Raw genomic sequence first — 13,975 nt, forward strand, 5'->3', positions numbered from 1 at the left:
GAGTCGTTCACGTCACCGGACGACATGAACGAGTCGTTCATGTCACCGGCGGGCCCCCGATGAGGCGGTGGTGGCCCCTGGCCTGCCTGGGACTCTTCGCCGCCGCAGTCCTCGCCGGTGCCGCAGTCCCCGGGACCGCCGCCGTCACCGGGCTGCCGTGGACTCCGCCCGGGCCCGGCCATCCGCTCGGCACCGACGTCCTCGGCCGGGACGTCCTCACCCGGACCCTCGCGGGCGGCGCCGCCGTGCTCGGGCTCGCCCTTCCCGCCGGGCTGCTGACCACCGCGCTCGGCACCCTTGCCGGGCTGGCCGCCACCTCCCGGGGCGAACGGCTCCTGACGCGGCTCAGCGGTGGTGTGCTGATGCTGCCGTCGCTGCTGCTCGTGCTCATCGGCGCCGCCGTGCTGCCGTACTGGGCCGCCGTGCCGGTCGTCATGGTGCTGCTCGGCGTGCCGATGTCCGCCCGGGTCGTTCATGCCACCGCCCGGCCGCTGCGGCGCGCCGGGTTCGTCGAAGCCGCCGTGGCGCACGGGGAAAGTCCCGTGCGGGAGCTGCTGCCCGCCGTTGCCGGGACTGTGCTCGCCGATCTCGGCCTGCGGATCGTCACCGCGCTGCAGCTCGCCGTCGCGGTCACCGTGCTCGGCTTCGGGCCGCCGCCGCCCGCCGCGGACTGGGCGGCGATGCTGCGGGAGAACCTGCCCGGCGTCGACCTCAATCCCTGGTCCGTGCTAGCCCCGGCGGGCGCGCTCGCCGTGCTCGCCGTCGCCGTGACCCTCGCCCTCGACCTCGCCGGGCGCACCCCGGCACGCAAGCGCGAGATCGTCCACAAAGAACCGTCCACGGCAGACGGACTGGTGCTCGGAGGTACCTGGCGCGGCGGGGATCGGGTGCTGGAACTGGACGTCCACGTCCGCCCGGGCACGGTGCTCGGCGTGACCGGTGCGTCGGGCGCGGGCAAGACCAGCCTCCTGCGCCTGTTGCTCGGCGACCTGCCCCCGGCCACGACGTCGTGGCGCGGCTCGCTCGCCCACCGGGGCGTCGCCATCCGCCCGGGGACCGCACGGGCCCGGCGATGGCGGCGCGACCACGTCGGCTTCCTCGGGCAGGATCCGGCGCTGGACCCGTTGCGGCGCATCGGTTCCAGTGTCGCGGACGGCCTGCGGCGGCGCGACGCCCGGGCCGTGCGGGACCTGCTGGCCCGGCTCGGCCTGCCCGACGGCATCGCCCGCCGCTACCCGCACCAGATCTCCGGCGGCGAGGCGCAGCGGGTCGCGCTGGCCCGGGCCCTCGCGGCCGACCCGGACGTTCTCGTGCTCGACGAGCCGACCAGCGCACTGGACGGCGAGACCCTCGAACGCGTCACCGCCGCGCTGGCCGGGCGCACCGCCGTCGTGGTCAGCCACGACCGGGCCTGGCTCGCCCGGGTCGCCGACGACGTCCTCGACCTGGGGCAGCAGGTGCCGGACGGCGAACGCACGGTCGTCCGCACGGGCGCGCCGGTGTTCCGCGGCGACGGGCTGGAACTGAGCGAGGGCGAACTCGTCGTGCTGCTCGGGAAGTCCGGCGCGGGCAAGACGACACTGCTGCGCCGCCTCAGCCGCGGCGGCCTGGTCGAGCGGGACGGCTGGACCCGGCCGCGGCCCGGCGAGGTGGAACTGCTCCGGCAGGACGCGTTCGGCGCGCTGAACCCGGCCCGCACGCTGGCCGACGCCGTGGGCCGTCCGCTGCGGGTGCTGCACGGGGTCAAGCGGCCGCACGCGGAAGCCGTCCGGTTGCTCGCCGAGGTGGGCCTCGGCCCGGAGTTCGCGGCGCGGCGGCCGGGCGAATGCTCGGGCGGGCAGCGTCAGCGTGCCGCGCTCGCGCGCGCACTGGCCGCGCGTCCCCGCGTGCTGCTGGCCGACGAACCGACGTCCGCTTTGGACGCAGTCACCGCGAGTGCCGTGCTGGACGTCCTCGACCGCCGCCGCGCGCACGGCCTGGCGGTCCTGCTGGTGACCCACGACGAACGGCTCGCCGCGCGGGCCGACCGGGTACTGAAGATCGAAGAAGGGCAGCTGCGGTGAAGTTCGACGACGTCTGGATCCAGGGCACCGGCCGGTCCGCCGGCGAACCGCGGCCGGCGCCCGCGCACGTCACGGCGCACGCCGGGATCGTGTCGGTGGCGTGGTCCGCACTGCCCGGCCCGGAACTGGCGGTGCGGGCCGGACGGCAGGCGCTGGCCGCGGCCGGGCCGGGGGCGGTCGGGCCGCACCTGCACGGCGCGATGGCCTACACCGGACTGGACGTCTGGTCGGCGTCCTGCTGGGTCGCCGACCGGCTGCTGGCCGAAGCACCGGCGTTGTCGATGCAGTTTTCCGCACTGTGCAACACTTCCGCGGCCGGGATCGAGACGGCGGCGAGCCTGCTGACCGGACGTCCCGACTTCCCGCGCGTGCTGCTCACGGTGGGCGACCGGTTCCCCGAAAGCGCGATCGACCGGTTCGAGGTCGACCCGGAGATCGCCCTCGGCGACGCGGGCGCGGCGGCGGTCCTCGGCCGCGGAGGAGGACAGGCACGCGTGCTGTCCTGCGTGTCACGCACGGACCCGACGCTGGAAGGCCTCCAGCGCGGCGACGAGCCGCTGCGTGACCGCCCGGCCGACGGCCCGGCCGTGCTGCGCAAGCGAACCCGCCAGTTCTTCGCGGCGGGCACACGCACCCCGGCGTCGGTGGTGCAGGCGCACGTGGCGGGGGTGCGGGAGGTGGCGGAGACGGCGCTGGCGGAAGCCGGCACGAGCGTCGCCGACGCCCGCTGGGTCGTCCCGCCGTTCGTGGGGCGCAACGCGTTCGAGCACGGCTACGAGCGCCCGCTGGGCCTGGACCGCGACCGCACGCTCCTCGAGCTGGGCCTGCGGCTGGGCCACCTCGGCGGCAGCGACCACCTGTACGCGCTCGACCACCTGCTGCGCGAAGGCAAGGTGGCCTCCGGCGACCGGGTCGTGCTCATCGGCGTTGGGGGCGGATTCACGTTCACCTGCGTGGTGCTGGAAATCGCCTGAGGTCCGCAGGTTTCGCGGGCGGGTTTCTCCGAACGCGCCCGTATCTTGATGGATTCGCCGCACGCCGGCGGCGGATAACCTTCTGCCTGTCGAATTCCCGACAACCGCAAAGGAATAGTAATGAATGCTGTTGAGGCTGCCGCGACCCAGCTGTTCGCCGAGGGTGCGCCGGTCCCGTCGCTCGAGGTCATCAACCCCGAGGCGCCGGTGAGCTGCGCGACCTTCGACGTGTTCCGCGTGGGCTGGGCGGCGCTCCGTGCCGCGGAGGCGGCGACGAACCACGCCGAAGCCAACCGCGTGGCCGCGGCGCTGATGCGCCAGCACGGCTTCGGTGGCTACGACAACGTCGCCGACCTGCCCGCCCAGGGTGGCGTCTCGTTCGGTGACCAGTCGACCGCCGACCTGATCGCGCTCCGCACGCAGTTCGCCTGATCGGCACACCGCTCCCGGTCCGGGCGCCACACGTCATCGTGGGGCGCCCGGACTTTTTTGAGGGTTCAATAGCGCCGCGAGGATCCGGTTGGGTGGCCTGCCGTGACCTCTTGGTGGCGGCGGCCCGGCCATCCGGACCACCCGGACACCGGCGCCCCGGGTGGGCTGAAAGGCGCTTTCGTCTCATCTGGTGCAGCGAAAGGGACTTTCGTCGCAGCAGACGTCAGGAACGTCCCTTTCAGCACCTGCCGGGCGCACGAAAGAAGGCCGCCCGGTGGGGAGGGCTCCACCGGGCGGCCTTCGGACCCGCTCGCGGGTGTTCAGCAGTGCGCGGAACGCGCCGCGATCAGGGTGTCGACCGCCACGCTGCCCGACGGGGCGCAGGCCACGCCGCTGTCGGCCACCGCGTTGCCGCCGAAGCCGCGGACCAGGTCGACCGCGCGCTCGGCCCAGTGGGCCGCCGCGTGGTGCAGGCCCGCCATGCGCGCGAGCTGCGCGGTCAGCTCCGCGCCCTCGACAGTGGTGGCACAGCTGGTCGGCGAAACGCTGCGGAACAGGCCCAGCGGCTCCAGCACGCCGCCGTCGGCGGGCACCTGCTGGACAGCGGCGGTCTCGATTGCACTCATCACGGAATGGATTCCTTTGCGGTAACGGAACAATGCCTTTCGACGATAATCACCGAAACGCTGTTCCGGGCCGACTTTCCCGCGGGGACGGAAACCCCGTCCGTCCACTGAGGAGGGATCTCCACCGAACGGACGAAGTCAGCCGGGAATCGGCACGTCGACGCCGGCCCGGAACAGTTCCTGTTCCAGCCAGATTGCCGCTTTTGCCCCGTCCGCCGCGCCCGTGATCACAAATGGCGTCGGGCCCGGCAGGTCCGCCTGGCGGGCCGTGTCGCCCGCCGCGTACACGCCCGGGACCGTCGTCTGCTGCATCGGGTTGACGCGCACGCAGCCGTCCGGCAGCAGCTCGCAGCCCAGCCCGGCGGCCAGGTCCGTGTGCTGGCGCTGGGCGGGCCGGTGGAACACCGCCGACCGCCGCAGCGGCTCGCCCGCGGCGAACTCGATCGTGACGTCGCCGTCGGAGCCCGACAGCCGCGTCACCGCCTCCTCCCGGATCGGGATTCCCGCGCGCTCCAGCGCGTTCCGCAGTTCCGGGCCGACCTCCAGCGGGCCGTTCGCGCACAGGACCAGGTCCTTGGCGAACCGGTCGGCCAGGTACAGCGCCAGCATCGACTGCGAGAAGTCGCCGCCCAGTACCGCCAGCGGCCGGTCCGCCGCCTCGAACCCGTGGCAGAACGGGCAGTGGTAGAGCCCGTTGCCGAACAGCGCCGGGACGCCTTCGATCTCCGGCAGCGCGTCGACCTGCCCGGTCGCCAGGATCACCCGGCGGGCCCGCGCGGTGGTGCCGTCGGCGAACTCCGCCGTGAAGTCGTCGATCGCGCCGCGCAGCGCCGTGATCAGCCCGTCGCGGACCTCCACGGTCGCGTACTCCGCGATTTCCGCCCGGCCGATCCGGCGCAGTGCGGCGGGCGAAAAGCCGTCACGGGACAGGAACATGTGCATTTCGGACGCCGGGGCGTTGCGGGGCCTGCCGCTGTCGACCAGCAGCGCGCGGCGGCGCTGCCGCCCCAGTGTCTGCGCCGCGTTGAGGCCGGCGGGACCACCGCCGACGACCAGCACCTCGAACATTCAGTCTCCTTCGGTTTTCCCGGCGGCGGGGATCCGCCAGCCGCGGGCGTGCTCGCGCAGGGCGCAGAATTCGGCGTACCGGCCACCCAGACGCAGCAGCTCGTCGTGGCGCCCACGTTCGGTGATGCGGCCGCCGTCGAGCACGAGGATCTGGTCGGCCGCGCGCGCCGTGGCCGTCCGGTGGGTGACGACCAGCAGCGTGCGCTCGCCACGCAGCTCGTCGAGGGCCTGGGTGACGGCCTGCTCGGCGGCCGCGTCCAGGGCCGCGGTCGGCTCGTCGAGCAGCACGATCGGCGCGTCCTTCAGCAGGGCACGGGCAATCGAAACACGTTGCCGTTCCCCGCCGGACAGCTGCGTGCCGCCCTCGCCGACGCGCATCCGGGTCACCAGCGCGCCGATGCCCGCGCGCTCGGCGGCCGCGCGAACCTCCCGGTCGGTCGCGTCCGGACGGCCGAAGCGGATGTTGTCGGCGACCGTCCCGGCGAACAGGAACGTGTTCTGGGAGACCAGGGCGATCCGCCGCAGGAGGTCCTCGCCGCGCAGTTCGCGCACGTCGGCCCCGCCGACGCGGACCGTGCCGCCGTCGACATCGAAGAACCGCGGCACCAGCCGCAGGATCGTGCTCTTGCCCGCCCCGGACGGGCCGACGAGCGCGGTCATCGTCCCGGCAGGCACGACGAATCCGACGTCTTCGAGCACCGGGGTGCCGTCGTAGCCGAACCGCACGCCGTCGAACTCGATGGACGGCGCGCCGAACGGCCGCGACACCGCGGGTTCGGGCAGCCGCGGCTCGGCCAGCACCCGCTCGACGCGGTCGAGCGCGCCCTCGGCCATCCGCACGGCCGCGCCGAGTTCGGCCGCGACGAGCATCGGCTCGGTGAACCGGACGGCCAGCACGAGCGCGACCACCGTCGTCGGTATGTCGACATCCCCGCCCAGCGCGGTGAACACCGCGACGAGCACCAGCGCGGTGAACGCGGCCTGCACGGTCACCACGAACACGGCCATGCCCGGCAGTGCCGTCTTCAGCAGCCGGCGCGCGGCGTTCCGGTGGGCGGCGAGGGCGTCGTCGAGCAGCCGCAGCCCCGGCCCGCCGAGCCCGAAGGCCCGCAGCACCGGCTGGTTGCGCGCGAACTCGACGACTCGCGCGGCGGCCTCGCCCGCGGCGGTGTTCGCGGCTTCGTCGGTCCGCCGGACCAGCCGCCCCGACCACCGGTAGGCCGCCACCGCCAGTGGTGCGGCGGCCAGCGCGGCGAGCCCGAGCCGCCAGTCGACGGCGAAGAGCGCGAGCGCCGCGGCCGCGGGGGTCACGACGGCGCCGATCAGCGGGTCCAGCAGGTGCGCCGGAACGCCCATGACGCTCATGACGTTCTGCGTCGCCAGCCGTCCCAGCGAGCCGACGCGGGCCGGGGTGAACCAGCCGAGCGGCAGCGTGACGACGTGGTCGCCGATCCGGCCGTGCAGGTGGGAAGACAGCGTGTACCCGGCGTGCCGGGCGGTGACGACGCCGCGGTGGTAGACGATCCCGCACACCGCGGTGGCCACGCCCGCCGCCACCAGCCACGGCCAGGCGTCACCCGGCGCACGCAGGATCGGCAGGAGGACTGCGAACACCGCGCCCTGCAGGGCCGCGGAGACGGCCAGCAGGACGGCGGCGCGGTTCAGCGGCCGCGCGTGCTCGGGGCCGAGGAGGGTGACCAGCCGCCGGATCATGCCGCGTACTCCCACATCCGCGCGTACCCGCCGCCGGCCGCGACGAGCTGGTCGTGCGTGCCGCGCTCGGTGATCCGGCCCTGGTCGAGCACGACGATCTGGTCGACCTCGGTCACCGTGGCGAGCCGGTGGGCGATGACCAGCGTGGTGCGGCCGGCCACGAGTGCCGACAGCGCGTCCTGGATCGCGGCCTCGGACTCCGGGTCGACCGACGCCGTCGCCTCGTCGAGGATCAGTACCGGGGTGTCGGCCAGCAGCGCCCGCGCGATCGACACGCGCTGCGCCTCGCCGGTGGAGAGCGTGACTTCTTCGCCGAGGACCGTGTCGTAGCCGCGGGGGAGGGCCAGCAGCCGGTCGTGGATGCGGGCCGCGCGCGCCGCCGCGTGGACGTCTTCCAGCGGCGCGTCCGGCCGCCCGAGCCGGATGTTGCCTGCCACGCTGGTCCGCAGCATCCGCACGTCCTGCAGCACGAACCCGATGTGCCGGTACAGCTGCGACACCGGCAGGTCGCGCAGGTCGGTCCCGTTGAGCCGGACCGCGCCGCCGGTGACGTCGTGGAAGCGCGCGGCGAGCGCGGCCACTGTGGACTTCCCGGAGCCGGACGGCCCGACCAGCGCGGTCACCGTGCCCGGTTCGAGGGTGAGGTCGATGCCGTGCAGCACTTCGGTTTCGCCGTCGTAGGAGAACCGCACCGCCGAGAACTCCAGCCGCGCGCCGCCGCCGGTGTCGACGGTGGCGGCACCGGTGTCCGGCAGCTCGGGGGTGGCCAGCAGCCCGGCGATGTCCGCGGCGGCCGCCTGCCCGGCGCGGGTGTCCTGGATGCTGTAGCCGACAGCCAGCAGCGGGCCGGACAGCCCGGCGCCGACGATCACGAACGGGATCGTGTCGGCGGGGGAGAACAGCACGCCTGCCAGCAGCAGGACGAACAGCGTGACCAGCGGCGACATCGCGAACTGGCTCCAGGCCATCGCGGGGGTGACCGAGCGGGCCCAGCCGGCGACGAACTCGCCGTAGCGCGCGGCGGCCTCGGTGAACCGCCGGTGCGCGCGGCCGGTCTGGCCGAACGCCTTGACCTCGGCGATGCCGTCGAAGAACTCCACGACGGCCGAGTCGAGCGCGGCCGTGGCGGCCTGGTACTCGCGCATGCGCGCGCCGACGTCCCGCATCGCCTTGCGGTGCAACGCCATCCCGGCGGCGATCGGGAGCACGGTCACCAGCGGCAGCCACGGGTCGAGCGTGGCCAGGTACGCCGCGGCGGCCAGTGGCGCGACGATCGCCGTGGTCAGGTCGAGCAGGGCGTGCGCGACGAGGTGGTGCAGCGCGCCGACGTCGTCGGACACCGCGCGCTTGACGCGGCCCGAGTCGTGCGCGGCGAACCAGCCCAGCGGCAGCCGGGTCAGGTGCCGGGCCAGCCGCCGCCGCAGCGACAGCTGCAGGTCGTTGTCGGCGAGGTGGGTCAACGTCGACGCCGCCACGAGCAGGACGGCGCGGACCGGCAGCGCCACCAGCGCGATGACCACCAGCGGCCACAGCGCGGACATCGGCGTCCCCGCGAGGAGACGGCGGCACAGCTCGGCCGCGGCGGCGAACGGCGTGATGCCCGCGATCGCGGCACCGGCCTGGCAGGCCAGCCCGGCGAGGAGCCGGCCACGGACGGGAGCGAGCAGGGCGCGCAGGGGTTTCACTTCCGGGTGTCCCGTCCTTCCGATGGGCTTGGTCACTCTCGCTCAGCGTAGTTGACAATGGTTATCGTTGTCGACAAGGTGGAGTGGCCGCTCGGGTGAGTGGTGTCCGCGAATTCGAGGAGCATCAGTGCAAGACGATCGCACGGCCGGGGCCGCAGTATTGCGTGAATGTGTCGCCGACCTCATCGGGGTGGCACCCGGGGAAGTCGATCTCTCCCTCAGGTTCGCCGAACTCGGCGTGGAATCCCTCGGTGCGCTGAAACTGCGCCGTGCGCTGGCGGCAAAATGCGGAACCGAGGTGCCGCTGACCGCGTTTCTCGGAGATGTCCCCGCCATTCGCGTACTCGAATTCCTGGGCGGGAGCGAGGCGTCCGCGCCGGTGCCGGAGGCCGCGCCGATGGTCCCGGTCCGGCCCGGCGAACCCGTGGTGCTGACGCCGGTTCAGGGCGCGTACTGGGCGGGCCGCGGCGGCGACTTCGCGCTCGGCGGGGTCGCCACGTTCTGGTACCACGAATACGACCGGCCCGACGCCGACGTCGACGCGCTGGAATCCGCGTTCGCCCGCCTGGTCGCCCACCACCCGATGCTGCGGACGACGGTCGGCCGCGACGGTTTCCAGCGCGAGAACGCCGAAGTCCCGCCATTCCGCATTGCGCGCACGGACCTGCGCGAAATGCGCACCGAGGATGCCGAGCGGGTGCTCGCGGAACTGCGCCACCGCCTTTCCCATCAGGTCAGGGCACCGCACGAATGGCCGCTGTTCGACATCCACGCGGCGCTGCTGCCCGGCGGTGGCGCCCGGGTGTTCGTCGGCTTCGACGTCCTGATCCTCGACTTCGCCAGCTGGCGGCTGCTGATGACCCAGTGGGGACGGCTGGTCGCCGACCCGGACGCGGCGCTGCCCGCGCCCCCGGCGGCGTTCCTCGACATCGTCCGCCACCGCGAGACCGACCCGGTCCACCAGGCACGCCGCGAGCGCGACCGGGCCTACTGGGCCGCCCGCGAGCTTCCGCCGGGTCCCCGGCTGCCGGTGGTGGAGCCGGACGGCGAGCCGCGGTTCCGCCGCCGCCAGTGCCGCCTCGACGCCACCCGCTGGGCGGCGCTGCGCGAGCGGGCCGCCGCGCACGGCCTGAGCCCGACGTCGGTGCTGCTCGCGGCCTTCGGGCTGGTGCTGCACCGGTGGGGCGCGACCGAGCCGTTCGCGCTCAACGCGACCCTGTTCGACCGGCCCGAGGACGTGCCCGGCGTGCACGAGCTGGTCGGCGACTTCACCACCACCGCACTCGTCGCGATGCCCGCCCCGGCGTCCTTTGTGGACTATGCGCGCGCGACGAACGAGACGCTGTGGGAGGCGATCGACCACCGTTCCTACACCGGCGTCGAGGTCCGGCGCGAGACCGGCCACGCGTACCCGGTGGTGTTCACCTCGGGGATCGGCATCGGCGACGGCACCGCCCCGGCGGGCTGGCTCGGCGAGGAGGTGTTCGGGGTTTCGCAGACGCCGCAGGTGCTGCTCGACCACCTGGTCTGGGAGGAGGACGGCGCCGTCCGCCTGGTCTGGGACGCCGTCGAGGCCGCGTTCGGCGACGGCTACCTCGACGGCCTGGTCAACGCCGAGTACACGCTGCTGACCCGCCTGGCGGAGGACGACGCGGCCTGGACCGCGCCCGACCTCGGCTGGGACCCGACGTTCGCCGCGCCGGAACCCCTGGACGTCACGCCGTTCGGCGACTGCGGTCCGCTGCTGGACGCGCCGGCGCGGCTCGCCGCGTCCCGCGTGCCGGAGGCCCCGGCGGTGATCACACCGGGCGAGGTCGTCTCGCACGGCGCGCTCGCCGGCCGCGCCGCGGCGCTGGCCGGATCGCTGGCCGCGGCCGGCGTGACGGCGGGCGGGCTGGTGCTGGTGGCGCTGCCGAAGTCGGCCGAGCAGATCGTCGCGGTGCTGGCCGTGCTGCGCTGCGGCGCCGGGTACGTCCCGGTCGACCCGGCGTGGCCCGCGGCACGCATCGAGGCGGTGTGCTCGCGGGCGGGGATCACGCACGCCATCGCCGCCGCGGACGTCGCGCTGCCTGCCGGTGTCACCGCGGTGGACACCGCCGGCGGCGACGTTCCCGAGGCGGCCGCCGATCCCGCGGACCTCGCCTACGTCATCTTCACGTCGGGCTCGACGGGCGTGCCGAAGGGCGTCGCGATCGAGCACCGGCAGGCACGCACGACGATCGACGACATCACCGACCGGTTCGGGATCACCGCCGCCGACCGCGTGCTGGCGCTGTCGGCGCTGAGCTTCGACCTGTCGGTGTACGACATCTTCGGCGTCCTCGGCGCGGGCGGGGCGATGGTGCTGCCCGAGCACGCCCGCCAGCGCGACCCGCAGCACTGGTGCGAGCTGATCGGCGAGCACGGCGTGACGGTGTGGAACACCGCGCCCGCGCTGCTGGAGATGGTCGTCGAGTACGCGGAATCCGACCCGCAGGCCGCGGCCCGGCTCGGCTCGCTGCGGCTGGCGATGCTCTCGGGCGACTGGATCCCGGTGAGCCTGCCGGACCGCCTGCGCGCGCTGGTGCCGGGCGCGCGGGTGATGAGCCTCGGCGGGGCGACGGAGGCGTCGATCTGGTCGATCACGTACCCGGTCGGCGAGGTCGACCCGGCGTGGCCGAGCATCCCGTACGGCAGGCCGCTGCGTGACCAGGGGTTCCACATCCTCGGCAAGGACGGCCTTCCGTGCCCGGTGGGCGAGCCGGGTGAGCTGTACATCGCGGGCGCGGGCGTGGCCCGCGGTTACATCGGCGACCCGGCGCAGACGGCCGAGCGCTTCGCGGTCCACCCGGTGCTGGGGGAGCGGCTGTACCGCACGGGCGACCTCGGGCGCTGGCGCACCGACGGGACGATCCAGTTCCTCGGCCGCACGGACCGCCAGGTGAAGATCCGCGGCCACCGCATCGAGCTGGGCGAGATCGAGTCGGCACTGGACCGCCTGCCGCAGGTCCGCCAGGCGGTCGCGGCGGCGGCGCCGGGCCCGGACGGACGTCCGCGGCTGGTGGCGTACGTGGTCCTGACCGAGCCGTGTACCGAGCGGTCCCTGGCGGAACGGCTGGGGGAGTCGGTGCCGGATTACATGGTGCCCACGCGGTTCGTGCTCCTGGACGCGATGCCGGTGACGGACAACGGCAAGGTGGACCACAAGGCCCTGCCGAACCCCTTCCGCCGCACCCCCGCTCCCGCTCCCGCGGCCCCGCCACTTTCACGTGAAAGTGACGTGGAGCCCGCTCCTCCGGGTCACTTTCACGTGAAAGTGGCGGATGGGGCGCTGGCCGAGAGCGTCCGGGGCATTCTCGGTGACGTCGACTTCGGTGACGGGCTGATCGCCGCCGGTGCCAGTTCCCTGGACGTCGTGCGGCTGGCCAACGCCATCGAAGACGCCACCGGGACCCGCCCGTCCTTCACCGACCTCGTCGCGTACCCGTCGATCGACGACCTCCTGCGTGCCCACACCGGGACGGCCGCACCCGTGGCCCCGGCCCCGGTCCCGGCCGACCTGCCCGACCCCGGCGGTCTCGTGCTGACCATGCGGCTCGAACGACCCGAGGACCGGTCGCTGGCCGACGCGCTCGTCGACGCCGGGCGGTGGCTGCGCGACCTGCACGACTGGGCGGACCACTCCGGTTACCGGCTCGAAGAGTCGATCCTGCCGGGCGGGCGGGACCTCGTGGAGGTCAAGCTGCGGGCCGGGGAGACCACGGCGCCGTTCCCGCTCACCGAAATGCAGCTGGCCTACCTCGTCGGCCGGGTGGACACCTGGCTCGGCGACGCCGTCGCGCCGCACTACTACACCGAGGTCGACGTCCTCGACCTCGACCCGGAGCGGCTCGAGGCGGCGCTGCGGACGGTCGTCGCACGGCATCCGATGTTGCGGGCCACCGTCACCCCCGACACCCTGCAGACCATTTCGGACACTCCGCCGCCGTGCCACGTCGAGGTTTTCGACCTGCGTGGCCGTCCCGGCGAGGCCGTGCGGATCCGGGAGGCGCGCTCGCACCGCGTCCTCGATCCCGCTTCCGGGCCACTCCTGCACGTCGCGGCGAGCCGGCTCGACGAGCGGACCTGGCGGGTCCACTTCGGACTCGACCTGCTGTTCTGCGACGCCCAGAGCGCCGTCGTCCTCGCCGACGAGCTGGTCACCGCCTACCACGACCCGGCCCGCCTGCCCGCGCCGCCGCGCGCGAGCTTCGCCCAGTGGGTCACCGGCCGCGGCGAAGTCCCGGAACGGTCGCGGGAGTACTGGCGGCGCGCGGCCGCCGAAATGGCCGACGGTCCCGCCCTGCCCGTGCGGGCCCCCGGCCCCGGGAAGGTCCGGTTCACCCGGCGGCACGCGGAAATCGACGCCGTCCGCTGGCAGGCCCTGTGCGCCAACGCCCGCCGCCACGGCGTCACGCCCACCGGCCTGCTGCTGGCGGCGCTCGCCGACACCCTGCACGCGGGCGGCGGCGGGGACCGGTTCACGCTCGTCGTGACGTCGTTCGACCGGCCCGCCGGCCACGAAGGCGTGATCGGCGACTACACCTCGACGGTGCTGCTGGACGTCGACCGCGCCGCCGGCAGCCACGCCGACCGCGCCCGGTCGCTGCAGCGGCGGCTCCTGGCCGACCTGGAACACGGGCAGGTGCACGGCAACGAGGTGCTGCGCGAGCTGGCGGCACTGCGCGGCGGGCAGGTCCTGCTGCCGGTGGTGTTCTCCAGCGGGCTCGGCAGCACGCGCACCGCGGACGGCGCGTCCGCCGACGCCTCGCGGCTGCTGTCCCGCTTCGGCCGCACGGAATACGCGATCAGCCAGACCCCGCACGTGGTGCTGGACTGCCAGGTGTTCGAGGCACAGGGCGCACTGCGGATCAACTGGGACGCGGTCGACGCGGCCTTCCCGGACGGCTACCTCGACGCCCTCTTCACCGCGTTCGTCGAGACGGCCGCGACGACGGCCTGGGACGAACCCGACCCGGCAGGCCTGGCGGACCGCGGCCTGGCCCGCGAAGGGATCGTCGCGGACCGCGGCGTCCCGCGGCAGCGGTCCGGCAGCGCGGACCCGGCGGTGGAGCAGCGGATCGCGCGGGTGCTGGGGCGGCTGCTCGGCGTCCCGGCCGAGGATCTGGACCCGCTGCGGACGTTCTTCGAGCTGGGCGCGACGTCGCTGACGCTGGTGCGGGCACACCGCGAGCTGTCGGCGGAACTGGACCGGCCGATCACCGTGCTGGACCTCTTCGCCAAGCCGAGCCTGCGCGAGCTGGCCGCCCACCTGGCACCGGGAACGCCGGAGCCGCAACCGGAAGACGACATCCTGGCGGCAGCGCGCTCCCGCGGCCGCGCAAGGCGGGTGGCGCGCCGCTGACCGGCCACGGAAGCCGCCGTCCGCGAAATCG

Annotated in this window: 8 protein-coding genes; 4 read left to right on the forward strand and 4 right to left on the reverse strand. The window is 74.2% G+C overall.

Annotation, left to right across the window (positions count from 1 at the left end; translation table 11 throughout):
• Positions 1-59: 59 nt before the first annotated feature.
• The 3 genes from ABJI51_RS03185 to ABJI51_RS03195 all read left to right on the forward strand — a co-directional run bounded on the left by ABJI51_RS03185 (position 60) and on the right by ABJI51_RS03195 (position 3,469).
• Entirely contained in the window at positions 60-2,063 is a 2,004-nt protein-coding gene (locus ABJI51_RS03185; RefSeq protein ID WP_348947390.1) for an ATP-binding cassette domain-containing protein, read from the forward strand.
• Positions 2,060-3,037 (forward strand): 3-oxoacyl-[acyl-carrier-protein] synthase III C-terminal domain-containing protein, encoded by a 978-nt coding sequence (locus ABJI51_RS03190; protein ID WP_348947391.1) that lies wholly within the window; start codon positions 2,060-2,062, stop codon positions 3,035-3,037. Before ABJI51_RS03185 ends, ABJI51_RS03190 begins: the two co-directional genes overlap by 4 nt.
• A 120-nt stretch (positions 3,038-3,157) precedes the next feature.
• Complete coding sequence (locus ABJI51_RS03195; protein WP_348947392.1) at positions 3,158-3,469, forward strand: hypothetical protein; 312 nt, start codon at positions 3,158-3,160, stop codon at positions 3,467-3,469.
• A gap of 320 nt (positions 3,470-3,789) precedes the next feature.
• Here the strand turns inward: ABJI51_RS03195 and ABJI51_RS03200 are convergent, their stop codons facing one another.
• The 4 genes from ABJI51_RS03200 to ABJI51_RS03215 form a co-directional block, all read right to left on the reverse strand.
• Positions 3,790-4,095, reverse strand: coding sequence for a hypothetical protein (locus ABJI51_RS03200; RefSeq protein WP_348947393.1), 306 nt, complete (start codon positions 4,093-4,095; stop codon positions 3,790-3,792).
• Positions 4,096-4,233: 138 nt separating this feature from the next.
• Entirely contained in the window at positions 4,234-5,163 is a 930-nt protein-coding gene (locus ABJI51_RS03205) for an NAD(P)/FAD-dependent oxidoreductase (RefSeq protein ID WP_348947394.1), read from the reverse strand.
• Positions 5,164-6,876 (reverse strand): ABC transporter ATP-binding protein, encoded by a 1,713-nt coding sequence (locus ABJI51_RS03210; protein WP_348947395.1) that lies wholly within the window; start codon positions 6,874-6,876, stop codon positions 5,164-5,166.
• Positions 6,873-8,597 (reverse strand): ABC transporter ATP-binding protein, encoded by a 1,725-nt coding sequence (locus ABJI51_RS03215; protein WP_348947396.1) that lies wholly within the window; start codon positions 8,595-8,597, stop codon positions 6,873-6,875. Before ABJI51_RS03215 ends, ABJI51_RS03210 begins: the two co-directional genes overlap by 4 nt.
• Positions 8,598-8,688: 91 nt before the next feature.
• On the opposite strand from ABJI51_RS03215, the gene ABJI51_RS03220 reads away from it, so the two are divergent.
• Complete coding sequence (locus ABJI51_RS03220; protein ID WP_348947397.1) at positions 8,689-13,944, forward strand: amino acid adenylation domain-containing protein; 5,256 nt, start codon at positions 8,689-8,691, stop codon at positions 13,942-13,944.
• Positions 13,945-13,975 lie beyond the last annotated feature (31 nt).

Source organism: Amycolatopsis melonis, from assembly GCF_040064235.1.
Taxonomy (GTDB): Bacteria; Actinomycetota; Actinomycetes; order Mycobacteriales; family Pseudonocardiaceae; genus Amycolatopsis; species Amycolatopsis melonis.